Source organism: Methylobacterium guangdongense (genome assembly GCF_038442355.1).
GTDB classification, from domain to species: domain Bacteria; phylum Pseudomonadota; class Alphaproteobacteria; order Rhizobiales; family Beijerinckiaceae; genus Methylobacterium; species Methylobacterium guangdongense.
This window is the reverse complement of the sequence record NZ_JBBXMX010000003.1, coordinates 262,939-283,530: the sequence shown is the minus strand read 5'-3', so window position 1 is coordinate 283,530 and position 20,592 is coordinate 262,939. Positions and strand designations below refer to the sequence as shown.

18 protein-coding genes and 1 tRNA gene are annotated in these 20,592 nt (G+C 69.5%); 11 read left to right on the top strand and 8 right to left on the bottom strand.

Annotated features, from left to right (window positions below):
• The first annotated feature begins 37 nt into the window (after positions 1 to 37).
• Genes AAHG09_RS08410 through AAHG09_RS08375 form a run of 8 tightly spaced genes read left to right on the top strand, consistent with a single transcriptional unit; the run spans position 38 to position 11,475 of the window.
• Entirely contained in the window at positions 38 to 1,276 is a 1,239-nt protein-coding gene (locus AAHG09_RS08410; RefSeq protein ID WP_342106617.1) for a glycosyltransferase family protein, read from the top strand.
• On the top strand, positions 1,273 to 2,553 hold the full coding sequence (locus AAHG09_RS08405; protein ID WP_342106616.1) for a glycosyltransferase: 1,281 nt from the start codon (positions 1,273 to 1,275) through the stop codon (positions 2,551 to 2,553). The genes AAHG09_RS08410 and AAHG09_RS08405 overlap by 4 nt, the downstream gene beginning before the upstream one ends.
• Positions 2,541 to 4,667 carry a glycosyltransferase gene (locus tag AAHG09_RS08400; RefSeq protein WP_342106615.1) on the top strand — a complete coding sequence of 709 codons (2,127 nt, stop codon included), beginning with the start codon at positions 2,541 to 2,543 and terminating at the stop codon, positions 4,665 to 4,667. The genes AAHG09_RS08405 and AAHG09_RS08400 overlap by 13 nt, the downstream gene beginning before the upstream one ends.
• Positions 4,664 to 6,505 carry an ABC transporter ATP-binding protein gene (locus AAHG09_RS08395; RefSeq protein WP_342106613.1) on the top strand — a complete coding sequence of 614 codons (1,842 nt, stop codon included), beginning with the start codon at positions 4,664 to 4,666 and terminating at the stop codon, positions 6,503 to 6,505. The genes AAHG09_RS08400 and AAHG09_RS08395 overlap by 4 nt, the downstream gene beginning before the upstream one ends.
• Positions 6,502 to 7,371, top strand: coding sequence for a hypothetical protein (locus AAHG09_RS08390; protein WP_342106611.1), 870 nt, complete (start codon positions 6,502 to 6,504; stop codon positions 7,369 to 7,371). Before AAHG09_RS08395 ends, AAHG09_RS08390 begins: the two co-directional genes overlap by 4 nt.
• Positions 7,368 to 9,317, top strand: coding sequence for an ABC transporter substrate-binding protein (locus AAHG09_RS08385; RefSeq protein ID WP_342106610.1), 1,950 nt, complete (start codon positions 7,368 to 7,370; stop codon positions 9,315 to 9,317). Before AAHG09_RS08390 ends, AAHG09_RS08385 begins: the two co-directional genes overlap by 4 nt.
• Positions 9,314 to 10,330: an ABC transporter permease gene (locus AAHG09_RS08380; RefSeq protein ID WP_342106609.1), complete on the top strand. Its 1,017-nt coding sequence runs from the start codon at positions 9,314 to 9,316 to the stop codon at positions 10,328 to 10,330. The genes AAHG09_RS08385 and AAHG09_RS08380 overlap by 4 nt, the downstream gene beginning before the upstream one ends.
• The gene (locus AAHG09_RS08375) at positions 10,327 to 11,475 is read left to right on the top strand and encodes an ABC transporter permease (protein ID WP_342106608.1); all 1,149 of its coding nucleotides are present in this window, start codon (positions 10,327 to 10,329) and stop codon (positions 11,473 to 11,475) included. Before AAHG09_RS08380 ends, AAHG09_RS08375 begins: the two co-directional genes overlap by 4 nt.
• A gap of 60 nt (positions 11,476 to 11,535) precedes the next feature.
• Here AAHG09_RS08375 and AAHG09_RS08370 read toward each other — a convergent pair whose 3' ends face one another.
• The 4 genes from AAHG09_RS08370 to AAHG09_RS08355 form a co-directional block, all read right to left on the bottom strand.
• A complete protein-coding gene (locus AAHG09_RS08370; protein ID WP_342106607.1) occupies positions 11,536 to 11,826 on the bottom strand; it encodes a type II toxin-antitoxin system RelE/ParE family toxin in 291 nt (96 codons plus the stop codon).
• Complete coding sequence (locus AAHG09_RS08365; RefSeq protein ID WP_342106606.1) at positions 11,826 to 12,071, bottom strand: type II toxin-antitoxin system ParD family antitoxin; 246 nt, start codon at positions 12,069 to 12,071, stop codon at positions 11,826 to 11,828. Before AAHG09_RS08365 ends, AAHG09_RS08370 begins: the two co-directional genes overlap by 1 nt.
• A gap of 126 nt (positions 12,072 to 12,197) precedes the next feature.
• The gene (locus tag AAHG09_RS08360) at positions 12,198 to 14,411 is read right to left on the bottom strand and encodes a sensor histidine kinase (RefSeq protein WP_342106605.1); all 2,214 of its coding nucleotides are present in this window, start codon (positions 14,409 to 14,411) and stop codon (positions 12,198 to 12,200) included.
• 55 nt (positions 14,412 to 14,466) lie between these two features.
• Positions 14,467 to 14,808, bottom strand: coding sequence for an Rdx family protein (locus tag AAHG09_RS08355; RefSeq protein WP_342106823.1), 342 nt, complete (start codon positions 14,806 to 14,808; stop codon positions 14,467 to 14,469).
• A 279-nt stretch (positions 14,809 to 15,087) separates the two neighbouring features.
• On the opposite strand from AAHG09_RS08355, the gene AAHG09_RS08350 reads away from it, so the two are divergent.
• Positions 15,088 to 15,162: transfer RNA gene (locus AAHG09_RS08350), tRNA-Val, on the top strand.
• Positions 15,163 to 15,302: 140 nt separating this feature from the next.
• Entirely contained in the window at positions 15,303 to 16,835 is a 1,533-nt protein-coding gene (locus tag AAHG09_RS08345; protein ID WP_342106604.1) for an acyl-CoA carboxylase subunit beta, read from the top strand.
• Between the two features lie 37 nt (positions 16,836 to 16,872).
• Here AAHG09_RS08345 and AAHG09_RS08340 read toward each other — a convergent pair whose 3' ends face one another.
• The 3 genes from AAHG09_RS08340 to AAHG09_RS08330 all read right to left on the bottom strand — a co-directional run bounded on the left by AAHG09_RS08340 (position 16,873) and on the right by AAHG09_RS08330 (position 19,207).
• Positions 16,873 to 17,250 carry an ABC transporter ATPase gene (locus AAHG09_RS08340; RefSeq protein ID WP_342106603.1) on the bottom strand — a complete coding sequence of 126 codons (378 nt, stop codon included), beginning with the start codon at positions 17,248 to 17,250 and terminating at the stop codon, positions 16,873 to 16,875.
• 196 nt (positions 17,251 to 17,446) lie between these two features.
• Entirely contained in the window at positions 17,447 to 18,001 is a 555-nt protein-coding gene (locus AAHG09_RS08335; RefSeq protein ID WP_342106601.1) for a TerB family tellurite resistance protein, read from the bottom strand.
• 288 nt (positions 18,002 to 18,289) lie between these two features.
• Positions 18,290 to 19,207: a metallophosphoesterase gene (locus tag AAHG09_RS08330; protein WP_342106600.1), complete on the bottom strand. Its 918-nt coding sequence runs from the start codon at positions 19,205 to 19,207 to the stop codon at positions 18,290 to 18,292.
• Positions 19,208 to 19,502: 295 nt separating this feature from the next.
• Here AAHG09_RS08330 and hemC point away from each other — a divergent pair, with 295 nt between their 5' ends.
• On the top strand, positions 19,503 to 20,426 hold the full coding sequence (hemC, locus tag AAHG09_RS08325; RefSeq protein WP_342106598.1) for a hydroxymethylbilane synthase: 924 nt from the start codon (positions 19,503 to 19,505) through the stop codon (positions 20,424 to 20,426).
• A 3-nt stretch (positions 20,427 to 20,429) separates the two neighbouring features.
• Here the strand turns inward: hemC and AAHG09_RS08320 are convergent, their stop codons facing one another.
• Positions 20,430 to 20,585 (bottom strand): hypothetical protein, encoded by a 156-nt coding sequence (locus tag AAHG09_RS08320; RefSeq protein ID WP_342106597.1) that lies wholly within the window; start codon positions 20,583 to 20,585, stop codon positions 20,430 to 20,432.
• Between the last annotated feature and the right edge of the window lie 7 nt (positions 20,586 to 20,592).

The following is a 20,592-nucleotide window of genomic DNA, read 5'->3' as shown; positions in this document are numbered from 1 at the left end:
TGCGATCCTCGCGCCTTCAACTGAGGCGGTCACCGGAATGCGAGAGGACGAGGCGTCATCCGGCCCACGCGTTCTCATCTACAGCCATGACACTTTCGGGCTCGGCCACCTGCGCCGCTCGCGGGCGATCGCCAACGCGATCGTGTCGGGTGACGGCCGGGCCCAGGCGGTGATCGTCTCCGGATCGCCGGTGATCGACCGCTTCGCCTTCGCGCCCGGCGTGCGGACGGTCCGGCTGCCGCCGGTCGTGAAGTTCTTCGACGGGGGCTACGGCAGCCGCGACAGCGCCGTGCCCCTCGATCGGACGGTGGCGCTGCGGACCGACATCATCGCCCGCACCTGCGCGGCCTTCGCGCCCGACATCGTCATCGTCGACAAGGAGCCGGCCGGCTTTCACGGTGAGTTGCTGCCGACCCTCGCATGGGCAGCCCAGCGGGGGATCCGCCTCGTCCTCGGCCTGCGCGACGTCCTCGACGAGGCCGACCGCCTCGTTCCCGAATGGGAGCGCAAGGGCGCGGTCGAGACGATGGCGCGCTTCTACGACGAGATCTGGGTCTACGGCCTGAGCCGCATCCACGAGCCCCTGGCGGCCCTGCCGATGGACGCCGACACCGCCGCCCGGATCGCCGAGCGGCTGACCTTCACGGGCTATCTCCGCCGTGACCTGCCGGAGCGCCGTCCCGGGCGGGAGGAGCCCGCCATGGCGCGGGGCCCGTTCGTCCTCGTCACCGCGGGCGGCGGCGGGGATGGCGCCACGCTGATCGACTGGGTCCTCGCGGCCTACGAGGCCGATCCCGGCATCCCTCTGCCCGCGCTGATCGCCTTCGGGCCGTTCCTCGACGACGCGGCCCGCGCCGGGTTCGACGCGCGCATCCGAGGGCTGGCCGGGCGGGTCGCCGCCATCACCTTCGACAGCGAGATCGAGTTCCTGATGAGCAAGGCGGCCGGGGTCGTCGCCATGGGGGGCTACAACACCTTCTGCGAGATCCTGTCCTTCGATCGCCGGGCGATCCTCGTGCCGCGCACCGAGCCGCGCCGGGAGCAGGCGATCCGCGCCCTGGCGGCGGAAGCCCTCGGCCTCGTGCGCGTGCTCATGGAGGAGGACGGACGGGCGCCCGAACGCATGGCGGCGGCCCTGCGGGCGCTCCCGGAACAGACCGAACCGTCGCGCGTCCTGGTCCCCGGTCTGCTCGGCGGGCTGGACGCCATTGCCCGCCGCGTCCGGGCGCTGACCGCATCCGGTCTGGGCCAGCAGCGCGTGCGGGCCTACTCATGACCGAACGACGGATCGCCGTCGTCCTGAAGGGCTATCCGCGGCTCTCCGAGACCTTCATCGCCCAGGAAATCCTGGCCCTGGAGCGACGCGGATTGCCCCTGGAGATCTGGTCGCTGCGCCGCCCGACCGACCGGGTCTTCCATCCGATGCACAAGGCGATCCGCGCGCCCGTCTCCTACCTGCCGGAATACCTGCACACGGCGCCCCTGCGCGTGGTGCGGGGGGCGCTCGCGGCGCTGGGACGACCGCGGTTGCCCGCGCTGCTGGCGGTCTTCGCCCGCGATCTGCGGCGTGACCCGACACGCTCGCGCCTGCGCCGCCTCGGACAGGCCCTCGTGCTCGCCCGGGAGCTGCCCGGGACGGTGTCTCACATTCACGTCCATTTCCTGCACACGCCCGCCAGCGTCGCCCGCTACGCCGCTCTGCTGACGGGGCGCGGCTGGAGCTTCTCCGCCCACGCCAAGGACATCTGGACCACGCCGGACTGGGAACTCACCGAGAAGCTGCACGATGCCCGCTGGGGCGTGACCTGCACCCGTGACGGCCGGGAGCGCCTCGACGGGCTGGCGTCCGGGCGGACGCTGCTCGCCTATCACGGACTCGACCTCGGGCGCTTCCCACCGGCACCCGACCGCGACGCCGTGCGCGACGGAAGCGATCCCGCGGCGCCGCTGCGGTTCCTCTGCGTCGGACGGCTGGTGGCGAAGAAGGGGCACGACGATCTGATCGACGCCCTCGCAGCCCTTCCTGCCGCCCTCCACTGGCGGCTCGACCTGATCGGCAGCGGCGAACGCCGCGGCGCCCTGGAGGCTCGGGTGCGTGAGCGCGGCCTGACCGACCGCGTCGCTTTCCGCGGCGCCCTGGCCCAGCCCGAGGTGATCGCGGCCATGCGCGCGGCCGACCTCTTCGTGTTGCCGACCAAAGTCGGGCCCGGTGGCGACCGCGACGGCTTGCCGAACGTCCTGATGGAGGCTGCCAGTCAGGCCCTGCCGATCCTCGCCACGGCCTTCGGCGGCACGCCGGAATTCGTCACCGATGGCGAACACGGAATCCTCGTCGGACCCGGCGACCCGGCGGCTCTCACGGCGGCCCTGATCCGTCTGGCCGGGGAGCCCGCGCTCAGACGCCGCCTCGGCGTGGCGGCGCGGGCGCGGCTCGTGCGGGACTTCTCGGAGGACACCGCCGTGTCGCTGATCGCCGGCCGGCTGCGGATGTCGGCCGGGCTCGGCGCTGGCGCTCAGAACGGCGCGACGGAGGTCCCGGCGTGCGCGTCCTGATCGCCGTCACCCATCTGCTCGGTGCCGGCCACCTGACCCGCGCCGCCGCCCTGGCCCGGTCTTTCGTGGCGGCCGGCCATGAGGTGATGCTGGTTTCCGGCGGGGTGCCGGCCCCCCTGGTGCGCCTCGATGCCGTACACGTCGTCCAGCTGCCGCCGCTGCACATCGTCGGCACGGCCTTCTCGAATCTGCTTAAGCCGGACGGGGCGCCCGCGGATGCGGATTGGCTCGCGCGCCGCCGCGACCGGATGGGCGAAGCATTCGCGGCCTTCGCGCCCGACGCGGTGCTGACCGAGCTGTTCCCCTTCGGCCGCCGGGCGCTGGCGGCGGAGTTCCTGGCCCTGGTGGAGGCGGCCATCGCTCGGGTGCCGCGCCCGCTGATCCTCGCCTCCGTGCGCGACATCCTCGCCGCTCCGACGCGGCTCGAGCGGATCGCGCAGGCCCATGCCCGCGTGGCCGCCCTCTACGACGCCGTTCTGGTTCACGGCGATCCGACGCTCGTACCTTTGGAGGCGTCCTGGCCGCTCGACGCCGCGACGGCCGGCAAGGCGCGCTATACCGGCTACGTCGATGAGGGGACGCGCCCGCCCCCAGCCGCGACGCGCGCGGGCGTGCTGGTCGCTGCCGGATCCGGGCCGGCCGGCCTTCTCCTGCTGCGCGCTGCTGCGGATGCCGCCCGCCAGCGGCCGGATCTCGGCTGGCGGATTCTCGCAGGCCACGGCGTGCCGGAAGCCCTGCTGTCGGAAATCGGGGACGGCCTGCCGGCGGGCGTCGTCGGACGCGCCCGGCCGGACTACCGGACCCTGCTGGCCGGTGCCGCGCTCTCGGTCAGCCAGTGCGGCTACAACACGGCCACCGACCTCCTCGCCGCCGGGACGCCCGCCGTGCTGGTGCCCTTCGAGGCGGGTGGCGAGACCGAGCAGCGCTTGCGCGCGGGGCATCTCGCCGCGCGGGGTCTTGCCCGTGTGCTGCCGGAGGCCGAGCTGAGCGCATCCGCGCTGCTCCAGACTGTCGAGGTACAGCGTGCGGCCCCCATACCGCCGCCCCACGGGATCGACCTCGGCGGCGCCGCGCGCTCCGTCGCGATCGTCGAGGCGCTGCATGCGGATCGGCGCACGCGACGCTGCGTCCCCGGAGCGGACACGATCTCCCCCGCTGCACTGAGCGATCCCACGCGGACGCGCTCTCAGACTCCTCGTGGGGAAGCGTTGGAGGTGGGGGCGGCGCAGAAGGCGCCGGAACGCTCGATCCTGCACCAGCCCTATCCCTGGCCCCACCCCGCAAGGGGGAGGGGAAACGCGCTTCGCCCCGACGGCGTTTCGGGCTGGCGTTTGGTGTGTGACGCTCTCGACGCGGCCGGCGCGCGCAACATCACCATCCCCCTGCTCTGGCGCGACGACGACGCGGTCACGGCCACGCCCGCCCTCGACCGGCTGCTCGCGCTGGCGCAGGCCCACGCTGCGCCGATCCTGCTGGCCGCCATCCCGGCCGGTATCGAGGCCGCCCTGGCACGGCGCCTCGAAGCGGCGCCGGAGGTGCGTGTCGCGGTCCACGGCCTCGCGCACCGCAATCATGCCCCGCCCGGAGCCAAGGCCGCGGAATTCGGCGCCGATCGGCCGCTGGCCGAGTCCGTCGCGGACGCGGCGGCCGGTCTGCGGATCGCCCGGGAGCGCGTGCCGGACACGCACCTGCTCCCGGTCTTCGTGCCGCCCTGGAACCGCGTCGCACCGGCGCTTGCCGCCGCCCTGCCGGATCTCGGCTATCGCGGCCTCTCCGCAACCCCTGGATCGCCCGTCACCGGTCTGCGCCGGGTCGACGCCACGCTCGATCCGATCGACTGGCGCGGCTCGCGCTCCCTGCGTGACCCTGAGACGATGATGTCCGCCCTCGCCGAGGACATCGCCCGGAGGCCGGGGCGGCCGATCGGCCTGCTGACCCACCATCTCGTGCAGGACGAGGCGGTCTGGGGTTTCGTCGCGGATCTGCTGTCCGTGCTCCGCGCGCATCCGGCCATCGCGCTGCTGCATCCGCGCCGCGCCTTCGACAGTGCCGCCATGGACAGGTGCGATCACCCGCCCCATCATTCAGGGCTCGAGATCGCGGGGACTGTTTGAGCGCGCTTCTGTCCATACGCGATCTTGCGGTCGCGTTCCGAGCCGAGCCGAAACCGTTCGAGGCGCTGCACGGCCTGTCCCTCGACGTGAACCGGGGGCGCACCCTCGCGCTCGTCGGCGAATCGGGTTCGGGCAAGTCGGTGACCGCGCAGGCCATCCTGCGGATCCTGCCCCCCTCCGCCGCCATCACCCGGGGCCAGATCCTGTTCCACGACGGCTCCGCGGCGGTCGATATCGCGCGGCTCCCCGCCGAGGGCTCGGCGATGCGGGCGATCCGCGGCCAGCGGATCGCGATGATCTTCCAGGAGCCGATGACCTGTCTCTCGCCGCTCCACACGATCGGCGATCAGATCGGCGAGGCCCTGCGCATCCACACCGGCGCCGACCGGCGGGAGGCGGATGCGCGCACGCAGGATGCCCTCGCGAGAGTCGGCTTCCCGGACCCGAAGCGCGCCCTGCGGACCTACCCGTTCGAGCTGTCGGGCGGACTGCGCCAGCGGGCTATGATCGCCATGGCGCTGATCCTGAAGCCGGCCCTGCTGGTCGCCGACGAGCCGACCACGGCGCTCGACGTGACCACGCAGGCCCAGATCCTCGCCCTCCTCACCCGGCTCCAGGAGGAGACCGGGATGGCGATCCTGCTGATCACGCACGACCTCGGCGTGGTCGCCAACGTGGCGCATGACGTCGCCGTGCTCTATCGCGGGCGCCTCGTCGAATCCGGCCCGCGCGAGGCGGTGATGCGCGCGCCGGGGCACGCCTACCTCCGGGCTTTGCTTCACGCGGTGCCGCGCTTCGACATGGCACCGGGCGAGCGCCTGACGCCGATCCGCCCGGCCAGGGCCGAAATCCCGCCGGTGCAGCTGCGCAAACCGCTCGCGGGTCCGATCCTTCAGGTCGAAGGGGTGAGTAAGACATTTACGCTGCGCTCCGGCCGGATCTGGCAGAAGCCGCGGCTGGTCCACGCCGTGTCCGATGTGTCGCTCAGCCTCGCGGCGGGGCAGACGCTCGGGCTCGTCGGCGAATCAGGTTCCGGCAAGACCACCGTCTCGAAGATGATCATGCGGGCGCTGGCGCCGGATTCGGGCCGGATCCTGTTCGACGATGGCAGCGGTCCGCGGGATGTCCATACCCTGAGTGGCGACGCCCTGTTCGCCTATCGGCGCACCGTGCAGTTCGTGTTTCAGGACCCCTACGCCTCCCTCGATCCGCGCATGACGGTGCGCCAGATCCTGTCCGAGCCCATGGAGATCCACGGCGTCCCGGTCACGGAGCGCAGGGAGCGCTGCCGGTCCCTCATGGCCATGGTCGGCTTGGAGACCAGCGGCCTCGGCCGCTACCCGCACGCCTTCTCGGGCGGCCAGCGGCAGCGCATCGGCATCGCCCGGGCGCTCGCCGTGGAGCCGCGCCTCCTCGTGCTCGACGAGCCGGTCTCGGCCCTCGACGTGTCGGTGCAGGCGCAGATCCTGAATCTGCTGAAGGACCTCCAGGCGGCGCTCGGGCTGTCCTACCTCATCGTGTCCCACAATCTGGCGGTGATCGACTACATGGCGGACACGATCAGCGTGATGTGCCGGGGACGGATCGTGGAGGAGGCGCCCCGGGCCGCCCTGTTCCGCCGGCCGGTTCATCCCTACACGCGGGCGCTGCTCGCCGCCGTGCCCGATCCGAGCCTCGATCACCCCCTCGACTTCGCCGCTGTGGCGGCCGACCGGAACGATCCGACGCGCTGGGAAGCGCCCTATCGGCTGGAGCCCGACGAGGCGGGCACGATGCGTGCTATCGAGGCCGGCCACCGGGTGCGGTTCGGCGGCGCGGCCGAGGCGGTGGCGGCATGAGTCAGATGCGCCCCCCCGTCGTGATGGAACGCCTGCGCCGGAAGGTGCTCGGGCCGCTGTTCGACCGGCTGGGCTACGACCTCGTCCCGGCCGCCCCCGATTGGAGCCACCGGCCGACCTCTCAGCATGAAGTCGAGACTCTGCTGGGATCGGCCGCCGCCATCCTGGAGCGCGATCTCGCGGCGGCCGGGCTGACGCCGGACGGCGCCGTGATCGATCAGGTCCGCACCTTCTGGTCGCTGATCCCGACCGCCCCGGTCCGGCAGCGGCGGGGCGGCAGCGGGTTCAACGGGGCGTTGCAGCTCTACGTGGCGATGCGGGCGCTGAAGCCACGCTTCGTGATCGAGTCGGGCGTGTTCCGGGGGCTCACCACCTGGGTAATCCGGCAGGCCTGTCCGGAGGCCCGGATCTTCTGCCACGACCCCGACCTGTCGGGGCTCCAGTATCGCGACCGTCAGGCCCGCTACAGCAGGGATGACTGGTCGACGGCCGATTGGTCCAAGATCGACCCGGCAACCACGGTGGCGTTCTTCGACGATCACGTGGCGCAGGGGCGGCGGGTGGTGGAGGCGCACGCCCGCGGCCTGACGCGGCTGCTCTTCGACGACGACGCGGCCGGTCATCGGATCCACGCCCATGGCGGGCCCGCGCATCCGACCATTGCGATGATCACCGGACCCGAGCGCAGCCCGGAGCCGATCCGCTGGACCCGCAACGGGCGCCAGTTCGAGCAGCGGGCCGACGACGCGCTGGTGAGGCAGGCGGCGAGCCTGATCGTCCGGACGCACGCCTTCGACGACCTGCATCGGGCCACCGGCTACTCACCGGCGCGGCTCACCTCGGTGACGCTGCGGGGTGGGCCATGAGTGGGTCGGACGAACACGACGGTTTCCCCTCCCCCCGCAAAGGGGGGAGAGAGTGCGGCGTCTCCCGCCGCGCACTCCTCGCCGGCCTCGGCGCCACCCTGGTCTGGTCGCGCTCGCCCATGCCGGCCTTCGCCGACACGCCGCCGACTGAAGCCCCAGCCCCGCCGACCACGCCCCTCGTGGTCGATCTCGCCGCCCATAACCGCCGGATCGGTACGGCCGGCGGCACGATCCGGACCCTGATCGCCAAGGCGCGGGACGTCCGCTACCTCTCGGTTTACGGCTACACGCGCCTCGTCGGCTACGATGCCGACCTGAACCTGCAGCCCGATCTGCTGGAACGCGTCGATGTCGCGGGCGGGCGCTTCACCTTCACCCTGCGCAAGGGCCATCGCTGGTCGGACGGCCATCCGTTCACCACCGAGGATTTCCGTTACTACTGGGAGGATGTCGCCAACGAGAAGGCGTTGAGCCCGGACGGGCCGCCCGCTTTCTTCCGGATCGAGGGTAAGCTGCCCCAGGTCGAGGTGCTGGATCCGGTGACGATTCGCTTCGCCTGGGACCGGCCGAACCCGCTGTTCCTGCCCGCCCTGGCTGCCCCGCGGGACCCGCTGATCTACCGGCCGGCGCATTACCTCAAGCCGGTCCATGCCCGCTACATCGGCAAGGACGCCGCCGACGGGAAGGCCAAGGCGCTCAAGCTCCGCAGCTGGGCGGCGCTGCACAACCGCATGGACGACAATTACGAGCTCAACAATCCCGACTGCCCGACCCTGCAGGGCTGGGTGCCGCGGACCCGCTCGCCCGCCACCCGATTCCGGTTCGAGCGCAACCGGAGCTATCACCGGGTCGACACGGCGGGTACGCAGCTGCCCTATGTCGATACGATCGTGATGGATGTGGCCTCGCAGGGCCTGCTGGTGGCCAAGACCAATGCCGGCGAGGCCGACCTGATGTTCCGCGGCCTGTCGATGCCCGACATCCCGAGCCTTAAGGAGGGCGAGGCGACGCATCGCTACCGCACCAATTTGTGGCCGGTGGCGCGCGGCTCGGAATTCGCCCTCTACCCGAACCTGACCACGACGGATCCCGTCTGGCGCCAGCTCAACCGCGACGTGCGCTACCGCCACGCCCTGTCCCTCGCGATCGATCGCCGGACGCTGAACAACACCCTGCTCTTCGGCCTCGGCACCGAGGGCAACGACACGATCGTGTCGGACAGCCATCTGTTCGAGCCGGAGATGCGAACCCTCAACGCCGGCTACGATCCGGCCGAGGCCTCGAAGCTGCTGGACGCCATGGGCCTGACCGGCCGCGACGGCTCCGGCACGCGGCTCCTGCCCGGCGGGCGCGCCCTTGAGATCGTGGTGGAGAGCGATGGCGAGGCCGAGATGGTGCTCGATGCGCTGCTGCTCATCACGGAGTTCTGGCGCGAGGTCGGCGTCCGCCTGATCACCAAGCCGCAGGAGCGCACCAACCTGCACCGGCGCTCGATCGCCGGCTTGACCGTGATGGTGGCCGCCCAGGGGCTCGACCTCGCGGTGCCGACCCCCATCATGCCGCCGACCGAGCTGAGCCCGGCCCAGCCGGAGCATTATGCCTGGCCGCTCTGGAGCCTCAACGTCGAGAGCCACGGCAAGAGCGGCGAACCCTGCGACGTCCCGGAGGTGCAGCGCCTCCTCGCGCTCGATCACCAATGGCGTGACACCGACGATGTGACCAAACAGGCCGCGATCTGGCGCGAGATGCTGATGAACCACGCGCGCAACACTTGGGTGATCGGCACGGTGGCGGGGGCGTTGCAGCCCGTGGTCGGCGCCGATCGCTTGGTCAACCTGCCGAAACGCGCCCTCTATTCGTGGGCGCCCACCGCCATGATCGGCGTGCAGCGCATCGACGAGCTGTTCTGGGACACCGCGGCCGACTCGCGCGCGGAGGCCCGGTGATCGCCGCAATCCTCCGCCGGATCCTCACCATGGCGGCGACGCTGCTGGTGATCTCTGCGCTCGTCTTCATCATCATCAAGCTGCCGCCGGGCGACTACCTGACCAACCAGATCATGGAACTGCGCGCCACCGGCGATGCGAGTTCCGTGGCGAAGGCCGAGTTGCTCATCAGGCAATACGGGCTCGACCGGCCGGTCTGGCAGCAATACCTGATGTGGATCGGAATCATGCCGGGTTCAGCGGGCTTCTCGGGCCTGCTCCAGGGCGATTGGGGCTGGTCGTTCGAGTACGACAAGCCGGTGGCGGACGTCGTCGGCGACGCCCTGTGGCTGACCCTGCTGATCAACCTGACCGCGGTGGTGTTCGTCCACCTCGTGGCGATCCCAGCGGCGATCTACTCGGCGACCCACCGCAACACCTTTGGCGACGCGGTGGTGACCCTGCTGGGCTATGTCGGCCTCGCGGTGCCCGGCTTCCTGCTGGCGCTGATCCTGCTGTTCTACGCCAACCGCTGGTTCGGGCTCTCGATCGGCGGCCTGTACGATTCGGCGCTCACCAACCAGCCCTGGACCTGGGACAAGGTCCGGTCGCTGCTGGGCCATCTGATCGTGCCGACCCTGGTGATCGGCCTCGGCGGAACGGCGGCGATGATCCGGCGGATGCGCGCCAACCTGCTGGACGAACTTGCCAAGCCCTACACGGTCACCGCCCGCGCCAAGGGTCTGCCACCCGTGAAGGCGCTGCTGAAATACCCGTTCCGGATGTCGCTGAACCCGTTCGTAGCCGATATCGGCAACCTGCTGCCGCATCTCGTCTCGGGCTCGGTGCTGGTCTCCCTGGTGCTGAGCCTGCCCACGGTGGGTCCGCTGCTGCTGGAAGCCCTGCGCAGCCAGGATCAGTTCATGGCCGGCTTCATCCTGATGTTCGTCGCGTCGCTCACCCTCGTCGGGATGCTGATCTCCGATCTGACCCTCGTCTGGCTCGACCCGCGCATCCGCATGGGGCTACGATGACGGACGCGCTCTCCGCCGACCGCCACTTCGTCGACCCGGCACCGTTCGAGCCCGATGCCGGTCCCGAGGGCCGTGCGGACAGCGCGCCCGCGTGGCGGCTGATCATCCGGAAGTTCCTGCGCCACCGCCCCGCCGTGGCCTCGGCCGTGATCCTGCTCGCGCTCTACGCGATCGTGCCGTTCGTGGAGTTCCTGGCGCCCTACGGGCAGGCGCGGCGCAACGGCGACTTCCTGTACGCGCCGCCTCAGGGCATCCACCTGTTCCACGAGGGCCGCTTGGTCGGGCCGTTCGTCTATCCGTATCGGGCGCATCTCGACCTCGACACGTTCCGCCGGGACTACAAGGTCGACACGGCCACCCCGCAGCCCCTGCGCTTCCTGTGCCGGGGCGACGGCTACGACTGGCTCGGCCTCGTTCACACCGACCTGCACGTGGTCTGCCCGCCGGAGAACGGCACGCTGTTCCTCCTCGGCACCGACAAGCTCGGCCGCGACCTGTTCTCGCGCCTGATCTACGGGGCGCGGATCTCGCTCACCATCGGCCTCGTGGGGGTGGCGATCTCCTTCGCCCTCGGGCTCTTCTTCGGCGGCATCGCGGGCTATTTCGGCGGGATCGTCGATGCCGGGGTGCAGCGGCTGATCGAGGTGGTGCGGTCCTTGCCCGAGCTGCCGCTCTGGCTCGCCCTCTCGGCCGCCCTGCCGCCGAACTGGAGCCCGCTCCTGATCTTTTTCGGCATCACGGTGATCCTGGGGCTTCTGGATTGGCCGGGCCTCGCCCGGGCGGTGCGGGGTAAGCTCCTGGCTTTGCGCGAGGAGGATTTCGTGCAGGCGGCCGAACTGATGGGCGCCTCGCCGACCCGGGTGATCGGCCGGCACCTCATCCCCAACTTCATGAGCCACCTGATCGCCTCGGCGACGCTCTCGATCCCGACCATGATCCTCGGGGAGACCGCCCTCTCCTTCCTGGGCCTGGGCCTGCGGCCGCCGGTGACGAGCTGGGGCGTGCTGCTCAACGAGGCGCAGAACCTAGCGGCGGTGCAGCTTTATCCGTGGCTGCTGGTCCCGGTGGCGCCGGTCCTCGTCACGGTTCTCGCATTCAACTTCCTGGGGGATGGGCTCCGGGACGCGGCCGATCCATATCATTGAGACAGAAGGCGCAGAACTGCTCGTCCGATGGTCGGGAGAAGTAGACATACAATATAAGCCTTAGAGGTGCCGCTCGACATCCATGCTGCGATGCAGGATGCGAACGATCTGGATCTCGTTGCTCGGGTCTAATCGATAAAAAATGCGATGCGCGCCTACGGAAAGCTCGAAATAGCCAGCGTGGATCTCTTCACAGGCCCGTTCTCTCACGGTGCCATGAGCGAGGCCGTCGAAACTCCCGGCGAGCAGGCGGAGGTACCGGTCGGCCTGATTGCGATCCCAATGTCTGGCGGTGAACGACCAGATCTCGGATAGAACGCGCCGCGCGGCTGCAGATAGGCGAATACGCACTATCGGTCGGCAGCTTCGTGCATCTCTGCGAGAAATGTCTCGATCGCGAACGGCTCGAATGCCCCGCTCGTCTCGCCATCGATCAGCGCAGACCGAAGCGCCTGCAAGGCGGTTTCGCGCTCCTCAAGGAGGCGAAGTCCGGCTCGCACGACGTCTGCGGCAGAGTCGTAATCGCCGCCGGCGACCTGGCGGTCGATAAAACGCTCGAAGTGTTCCCCCAAAGACAGCGTGGTGTTTCGCGCCATGGTGCACCTCCGGCGAAAGATTAGTCCGAACGCTTCGCACGCGCCAGTTGGCCTTGATCAAAAGAATCGTAGGGGGTCCTGCATACGCCACAACGGCGAATGCTTCACAGGACGGCAGCGTCGTCCTCACCCCGCCAGCGGCAGCGGTGCGATCCGCGTCGGCGCTGAGGCGCTCTTGCGCTCCAGCAGCCCCGGCGGCGGCACCGGCGCCTCGATGGTGCAGACGACCCCGGCCGGCTCGTAGCTCAGCGTCACCTCGCCGGCGAGTTCCCGGGCGAGGCTGCGCTCGATCAGCCGTGAGCCGAACCCCGTTCGGGTCGGCTTCTTCACCGCCGGTCCGCCACGCTCCGACCAGCGCAGGTAGAGCCGTATCTCGTCCTCGCGCCGCACCGTCCACGAGATGTCCACCACGCCGCCCTCCTTCGAGAGCGCACCGTATTTCACCGCGTTGGTGCCGAGTTCGTGCAGCGCCATGGCGATGGACAAAGCAAGCCGCGGTGCCAGCCGAAGGGGCGGCCCGGTCACCTGGAACCGAGAGGCACGGCCATCACCCGATTCGAGGGGCCGGATCGCGTCCGCCACCACCGCCGACAGCTCGGCGCCCTCCCAGCTCTCCCGGGTCAGCACGTCGTGGACGCGGGCTAGCGCGAGGAGACGCGCCTCGAAGGCGGCTCGGGCGGCGTCGGCCTCCGCGCCCTCAAGGCCGCGCAGGGACTGCACGGCGATCGATTGCACCGTGGCCAGGGTGTTTTTCACCCGATGATTCAGCTCGTGAATCAGGAGGAGCAAGTGCTCCTCGGCGTTCTTGGCGTCGGTGATGTCGATGTTGCAGCCGGTATAGCCGAGAAAGTTGTGGTCGTCGTCGAGGCGCGGCACGCCCTCGCAGCGCAGCCAGCGCACGATCCGGTCCCGATCGATCACCCGCACTTCGAGACGAAACGGCACCCGCGCGTCGAACGCCTCAGAAAACTCCGCTCGAAATGCATCGAGATCGGCCGGATGAATGATCCGGGTCCAGCCCTCGTCGGCGAGTTCCGCCGCCGGCGTTCCGAACATGTGCTCGAAATGCAGGTTCGCGAAGCTAACCGCGCCGGTGTCGTCGGTCATCCAGATCAGGGCGGGCGCCGAATCGGCCATATGCCGGAAGCGGGCCTCGCTCTCGCTAAGCGCGGTAAGGCCCCGCCGCGTATCGGCAAGCGCCCGGTCGCGCTCCTCTTCGCGGGTGCGCAGCCGCAGCGAGGCCTCCGACAGGACGAGGGCGAGCCGCTGGATCTCGTGGACGGGTGATTCGATCCGCGGGATTGCTTCGCCCCGCGCCAGAGCTGGGCCGGTGGCGGCCAGAAGCCGCAATGGACGGGAGACTCGCGACCAGAGGTTGACGGCGAGCAGCGATGAGGTCGCGAGCACCAGCAGGCCGAAACCCGCGAAGGCCCAGATCCAGCGGCGGACGCGGGCATCGACCAGGGCCTGGGGAATGCTGGTGGCGACCATCCAGCCAGTGAGGCGGGACCGCGCCTCGATCACGACGACCGGCTTATGCTGCCTGTCCTGCCCTTCCCACACGCCGGGCGTTGCGGACTGGACCTGGCGCAGGCTCGCGAGCCGCGGCCGGCCCACCACCGCGTCCGGATCGGGCAGCCGCGCCAACACGATGCCGTTGCGGTCGCTGATGCCCGTGGTCCAGCCCGGCACGACCTCGCGGGACAGGATGCCCTGTAGCCGGGCGAGCGGCACCGTGAAGCTCAGGATGTAACCGACCTCGCCGTCGATCATCACGGGCACGCCGACGGCATAGGTGGCTTCGCGCGCGGAAAGCCCCGGCACGTAGCCACTCACCATGGCGCGTTGCGTGCCCCTCGACAGTTCCTGGTCGAACGGCAGGGCCATCACCGGCATCGGCGCGCTGCGCGGCACGCCGGTGTTGACGACCTCCTGCCCGTTCGGCCGCCGCAAGAGCACGTCGAGGTCGATCGATTCGCGTACGAGCCGCGCCTGCGCGTCGAACGCCTCGAAGTCGCCCTGCCGAATTCGCGGCGACGTGGCCAAGGTCTGCAGCACCGAAACGAGGCCCGCCGTATCACGATCGAGCGACAGGCCGATCCCGCGCACGTTCTCGCGCGCGTCCTGCTCGAACCGCGCCCGCTCGGCCGAGGCGTAGCGCATCAGCAGGATGGCGGTGAACAGAAGGCCCGGCCCGATCAGCGCCACGACGAGGGCGATCAGGTAGACCTGCGTCGAGAAGCCGTTGCCGGCGAATCGGTGAAGCCGCCGCGACAGCCACGACCGGCGTGCGGGTATCACCGCCGGGACGCCGCCGCCCGCCTGCTGGTCCGGACTCAAGCGGGGCCCGTCCCCGGCCCGCGGTGCCCCGCGGGCTCCTCGCCGTTCCCTCGCCTCATGACCGGTCGATATGGCCGAGATCGCGCCCCGGGTCGAGGTGGTCCCGCACCCGCTGTTTCAGCGCCTTCACGTCGGGGAACCCGCCGTCGCGCACCCGTTCCCAGAGCAGCGTGGAGCCGATCTCGATACAGAATGCGCCGCCCGTAGCCGGAATCAGCGCCACCTCCCCCAGATCGTCGCGGAAGGTCGAGAGCAGCTCCTGCGCCATCCAGGCGGAGCGGAGCAGCCAGTTGCACTGCGTGCAATAGGTAATCGCCACGCGCGGGCGCTGCGCCTGGCTCGCGCGTTCCGTCGTCACGTCGCTGCCGGGCTTCGCGCCCGCTGGCCCCTCGTGCATCCCGGCACAGCGCACCGGGGCGGCGAACTTGTCAACCACGGGCCGGCCGAGATGGGCGGCCATGAGGACTGGCCGAGAGCCTCGCCATTGCCGTCAGCCTTCCGCGATGGGCAACGGTCTGGGCCACGACGGCATGCGGTCATCAACCGCCGACACCCGTCGATTGCTGGAACATCGCGAACCGCGCTTGACGTTTGAGCCCGCCGCGCCCTAGAAGGCCCGCCACCGGTTCACCGCGCTGGACAAGCGCGGGCAACGCGTCGGACCAGACGCCGGTACGGACGGTTAGCACAGCGGTAGTGCGTTCCCTTCACACGGGAAAGGTCGCAGGTTCGATCCCTGCACCGTCCACCATCTCCCCCAAAGCTCTGACAAACATGTCGGTTTGCCGCCCGTCAGGCGCGTGCTAAGGCCGCACCATCGGCGAATGCATAAGCTTGGACCCGGCCCGATCCGGGTCGCAGGGCACCGGCAGGGGAAGGGCGGAACCAGCGATGAAGGACATCCTCGACAAGCTCGAAGAGCGCCGCGCCCAGGCTCGTCTCGGCGGTGGTGAGAGGCGCGTCGAGGCGCAGCACAATCGCGGCAAGCTCACCGCGCGGGAGCGGATCGAGCTCCTCCTCGACCACGGGTCGTTCGAGGAATTCGACATGTTCGTGCAGCACCGCTCCACGGATTTCGGGATGGAAACCCAGAAGATCCCGGGCGATGGCGTGGTGACCGGCTGGGGCACGATCAACGGGCGGACCGTCTTCCTGTTCTCCAAGGACTTCACCGTGTTCGGCGGCTCCCTGTCGGAGGCGCACGCGCAGAAGATCGTGAAGGTCCAGGACATGGCGCTGAAGATGCGCGCCCCGATCATCGGCATCTTCGATGCCGGCGGCGCCCGCATCCAGGAGGGCGTGGCGGCGCTCGGCGGCTACGGCGAGGTGTTCCGCCGCAACGTCATGGCGTCCGGCGTCATCCCGCAGATCTCGGTGATCATGGGCCCGTGCGCGGGCGGCGACGTCTACTCGCCGGCCATGACCGACTTCATCTTCATGGTGCGCGACACGAGCTACATGTTCGTCACCGGTCCCGATGTCGTGAAGACCGTGACCAACGAGGTGGTGACCGCCGAGGAGCTGGGCGGCGCCAAGGTCCACACCACGAAATCGTCGATCGCGGATGGATCGTTCGAGAACGATGTGGAGGCGATCCTCCAGATTCGCCGGCTCCTCGACTTCCTGCCCGCCAACAACATCGACGGCGTGCCGGAGCTGGAGAGCTTCGACGATGTGAACCGCCTGGATTCCTCCCTCGATACGCTGATCCCCGACAATCCGAACAAGCCCTACGACATGGGCGAGGTGATCCGCCGCGTCGTGGACGAGGGTGATTTCTTCGAGATTCAGGCGGCCTACGCGCGCAACATCATCACGGGTTTCGGGCGGATCGAGGGGCGCACCGTCGGCTTCGTAGCCAATCAGCCGCTGGTTCTGGCGGGCGTGCTCGATTCGGATGCCTCGCGGAAGGCCGCGCGGTTCGTGCGCTACTGCGACGCCTTCGGCATCCCGATCGTCACCTTCGTGGACGTGCCGGGCTTCCTGCCGGGCACCGCACAGGAATATGGCGGCCTGATCAAGCACGGTGCCAAGCTGCTCTTCGCCTACAGCCAAGCGACCGTGCCGCTCGTCACCATCATCACCCGCAAGGCCTTCGGCGGGGCCTATGACGTCATGGCGTCGAAGCATGTCGGCGCCGACGTCAACTACGCGTGGCCGACCGCCCAGATCGCCGTGATGGGCGCCAAGGGCGCGGTGGAGATCATCTTCCGCAGCGAACTGGGCGACCCGGACAAGATCGCGGCGCGGACCGGCGAGTACGAGGACCGCTTCCTCTCGCCCTTCGTGGCCGCCGAGCGCGGCTACATCGACGAGGTGATCATGCCGCATTCCACCCGGCGCCGGATCGCCCGGGCGCTCGGGATGCTGCGCACCAAGAAGATGGAGCAGCCCTGGAAGAAGCACGACAACATCCCGCTCTGAGCGGGATGACGGGCCGGCGGTGCGACGCCGTCGGCCTTCAGCTGCGATCGCTGTGCTCGATCACCGCGCAGAGGGTCAGCGGTCCCTTGTCGGGCGAGACCATCGCCGAGCAGGTGACCCGGGCGCCGCCGAGATCGACGTTGCTGTGGCGGAGTCGCACCGCGGCCGCCTGGGCCTTGTGGGCGGCCTCGGTGATCACCGCGGCATCGATACCGGTCACCGCGTGCCCGGCATGGCCGAACAGGTCGTAGTAGGTATCCGGCGGGTTCGCCCCGCGGAACTGGGCGCCGACCGACGACAGGTCCGGCCCGCCGCAGGCGAGGGTCAGCGTCATGTCGGGGCTCGCCGAGAAGCTGGCGTAATCGCTGCGCCGTTCCGTCGCCTGGGCGGCGGTCTCGGCAGTTACACGATCCACGAGTGTATCGCAGGATTGAGCCCTGGCGGATCCGGGGATCGCCGCGAGACAGGTGAGGACGAGAAAGGGCAGCAGCGCACGCATGACATGCAGGTAGCGCGGCACGAGGCGGTCGACGAGCGGCGCGGCGTTCGGGCGCGGTGCCTCGCCCCCGACTCGACCGCGAGACCGGACGGGGTGTGTCGATGGCGGGCGGTCAGGCTGATCTGTTCCGTCGCGTATCGAATGTGTGCACTTGATCCGAGAGCAATCGACGCCGCAGGCGGGCGATGCCTTCACGCTGCAACTCACTCGGGGCCGAGTGGGCGCCGGCCACTTGGGTCAGCATCTCGATGAACTGCGTGCGCTCGGCGCGTGTGAGTGTCTCGCGCAGCAGCGGAATGACCTGATCGGACACCTGCGAGAAGGGCAGGCGCGCCTGCGTGTAGCCCCAAGCCCGCTCGAAGGTCGCCGAGATTCGCTCGATCTCCAGCGGCGTCTCCATGAATTCGAGGATGCGGGTCTTCTCGCTCGCCGTGAGCGGGCTGCCGGTGCGGACGAGCTGGATCATCAGGATCGTCGCCGCCAGACGCGGATCCCGCACGCGCTGCAGCGGCGTGCCGACGATGTCCTCGAAGGTCGAGACGGCCCGACGCTGCAATCCCTTGGTGTCGCGATCGACGGCCTGCAATCCCTGGACCGTGCCGTGGACCCGCAGAACCCAGAACAGGATCGCGGCGATGATGCCGACGAGGCCGAGCAGAAGCGGCATGAATGAGTCCCGCCGAATCGACAAGGCAGGATCCCACGGCGTTTGGCACCCGTCAAACAAATCTCGGATGTAGAAGCGATCTGGTATTTAAGTTATAGTTGTCACGTAATCGTAAATACAGCATTGCACATGTAATATCCGGCGTTCTTTATCTGGAATATAGTCCGCAAATCGAACAGATATCCTAAAGGATACTAGACTACGAAAGGATAAACCCGCTTCACCGTGCGCACGATGTCCGACGCAGGCCAGCACCACGGATCCGCGCCCGCACGTCTGAGCGCGCGATCAGGCGGCGGGTGTTGGCGCGCTCGGTCCGAGTTCGAGGAGCACGATCTCCGGCGGCACGCCGAAACGCACGGGGATCCGGCTCATGCCGAACCCGCCGGAGACGATCATGTGGCGACCGTCCTGCACGATATGCCCGTACGAGTAGTCGTGGCCGTGGACCTTCCGGAGCACGGGCGAGCGCCCGAACATCCGGACCTGTCCGCCATGGGTATGGCCGGCCAGGGTCAGGGAGAAGCGGTCCGACAGATCGAGAAAGATATCGGGCTCGTGTGCCATCAGGATCGCCGGCGCCGCATCGGTGATGGCTGCCAGGGTGCGCGGCACGTCGGCGTGGCTCTCCGATCGCCAGCTCCCCATGAAGGGCTGCTGATCGGCGAGGCCCGCGAGCCAGAACGGACGGCCGTCCTTAATCAGGCGGACGGCTTCGTTCTCCATCACCGGGATGCCCCGCGCCTCCAGCAGGCGCTTGACCGCGGGGGTCCCGCTGCGCGCCGACTGGACGGCCTCATCGTCCCACCAATCGTGATTGCCCAGGATCGCGTGGGTGCCGAGCGGCGCCTTCAGGCCCTCCATCATCCGGGCGAACTGGCTGAGCGGCAGCTTCCGCCACGCAATCATGCCCGCCGGATAGTCGCCGAGCAGCAGGACCAGATCGGGCTTGAGCGCATTGGCGGCATCCACGATCTCGGCCACCCGGTCGAACGGCATGTAGGGTTCGCAGATGTGGAAATCCGCGAGCACAGCCACGCGCAGGCGCAGAGCCGGATCCCAGCGCGGCAGGGCCGGTGCGTATCGGGTCACGACGAGGCGGCGCATCGGCTCGATATCGAGCGCGTATACGCCGGTCGCCGCAGTTAGGCCGGCACTCGCGCCGAGCCCCCCCAGGAACTGCCGTCGACTCGGCAGGATCAGCATCGCGTCATATCCAATCGTCTCACGCCGACTCGTGCCGCCCCGGCCCCCTGCCGGAGCGCTGCTCGCGGACATGCCCACGCGGTCGGCGCAAGCGGGTGCATCGCAAAATGGCCAGAGCCCGGTCCGCCCGCAATGCAACGGGCACGCCTTTCGCTGCGCAGTCCGGCGAAAGCGGGGCATCGTCGCAGACAATTCTGCCGGAGGGATGGTTCAGCAAAGCTGAATACCCCTGACCGTTGCGTGACGGCCGGTCTATAAGACCCTGCCCTTTCCAGCCGAGAAGACCCGAAGACAGATGATGAACCGTCCCCTGCGCATCGGCACCCGCGGCTCCCCGATGGCGCTCGCGCAGACCGGGATGGTGCGCGATCGGATCGTCGCGGCCAATCCGGGCCTGGAGACCGAACTCGTCGTGGTCACCACCGTGGCCGACAAGATCCTGGATCGACCGCTCTCGGAGATCGGCGGGAAGGGCCTTTTCACCAAGGAACTCGAACAGGCGCTGTTCGCCGACGCGATCGACGTCGCGGTCCACTCCATGAAGGACGTGGAGACGTGGCTCCCCGAAGGCCTGATCATCGGCTGCATTCTGGAGCGCGACGATCCGCGGGACGCCTTCCTGTCGCCGCATGCCGACGGGCTGGCCGGTCTGCCCCCGGGGGCGCGGGTCGGCACCTCGTCGCTGCGCCGGGGCGCCCAGGTCCTGATGCGCCGGCCGGATCTGAAGGTCGTTCCGCTGCGCGGCAACGCCAATACCCGGATGCGCAAGCTCGAAGCGGGCGAGTGCGACGCGACGCTGCTGGCGCTCGCCGGCCTCGAACGCCTCGGCCTCACCCACATGGCCCGCAGCGTCCTGTCCGTTGAGGAGATGCTGCCTGCCGTGGCCCAGGGCGCCCTCGGGATCGAGTGCCGGGCGGCCGATCAGGCGATTCGCGATCTGCTGGCGCCGATCGCCTGCGCCCGGACGACCACGGCGATCGCCGCCGAGCGGGCGCTCCTGGCCGAACTCGACGGGTCCTGCCGGACGCCGATCGCCGCCCTCGCGCAGATCGCGGGTGAGACGCTGACGCTCGACGGTCTGCTGTTCCTGCCCGATGGCAGCCGGCACTGGTCGGTCTCCCGCCAGGGACCCGCCGCGGAGGCCGAACGGATCGGCCGCGAGGCCGGAGCGGCCCTCAAGGAAGCCGCCGGGGATACCTACGTGCGCGATCTGAAGTGAACCTCAGCCCTGTGCGCCGCCGTCCTCCGGGCCGCCGTCGGACCGTTCGCGGTCGCGACGGATGCTCCGGCGGACGGCGATGAGTTGCCAGAGGCCGATCCCCAGCACCACTGCAAAGGCGAGGCCCAGATCCAGGGCGCCGAACAGGGCGTTGCCCATGGCGGCG

Excerpts from the sequence above, each read along its gene's own strand:
- AAHG09_RS08410 (WP_342106617.1), top strand. The coding sequence starts at position 38 with ATGCGAGAGGACGAGGCGTCATCCGGCCCACGCGTTCTCATCTACAGC.
- AAHG09_RS08405 (WP_342106616.1), top strand. The coding sequence starts at position 1,273 with ATGACCGAACGACGGATCGCCGTCGTCCTGAAGGGCTATCCGCGGCTC.
- AAHG09_RS08390 (WP_342106611.1), top strand. The coding sequence starts at position 6,502 with ATGAGTCAGATGCGCCCCCCCGTCGTGATGGAACGCCTGCGCCGGAAG.
- AAHG09_RS08385 (WP_342106610.1), top strand. The coding sequence starts at position 7,368 with ATGAGTGGGTCGGACGAACACGACGGTTTCCCCTCCCCCCGCAAAGGG.
- AAHG09_RS08375 (WP_342106608.1), top strand. The coding sequence starts at position 10,327 with ATGACGGACGCGCTCTCCGCCGACCGCCACTTCGTCGACCCGGCACCG.
- AAHG09_RS08365 (WP_342106606.1), bottom strand. The coding sequence starts at position 12,071 with ATGGCGCGAAACACCACGCTGTCTTTGGGGGAACACTTCGAGCGTTTT.
- AAHG09_RS08355 (WP_342106823.1), bottom strand. The coding sequence starts at position 14,808 with ATGCACGAGGGGCCAGCGGGCGCGAAGCCCGGCAGCGACGTGACGACG.
- AAHG09_RS08345 (WP_342106604.1), top strand. The coding sequence starts at position 15,303 with ATGAAGGACATCCTCGACAAGCTCGAAGAGCGCCGCGCCCAGGCTCGT.
- AAHG09_RS08335 (WP_342106601.1), bottom strand. The coding sequence starts at position 18,001 with ATGCCGCTTCTGCTCGGCCTCGTCGGCATCATCGCCGCGATCCTGTTC.
- AAHG09_RS08330 (WP_342106600.1), bottom strand. The coding sequence starts at position 19,207 with ATGCTGATCCTGCCGAGTCGACGGCAGTTCCTGGGGGGGCTCGGCGCG.
- hemC (WP_342106598.1), top strand. The coding sequence starts at position 19,503 with ATGATGAACCGTCCCCTGCGCATCGGCACCCGCGGCTCCCCGATGGCG.
- AAHG09_RS08320 (WP_342106597.1), bottom strand. The coding sequence starts at position 20,585 with ATGGGCAACGCCCTGTTCGGCGCCCTGGATCTGGGCCTCGCCTTTGCA.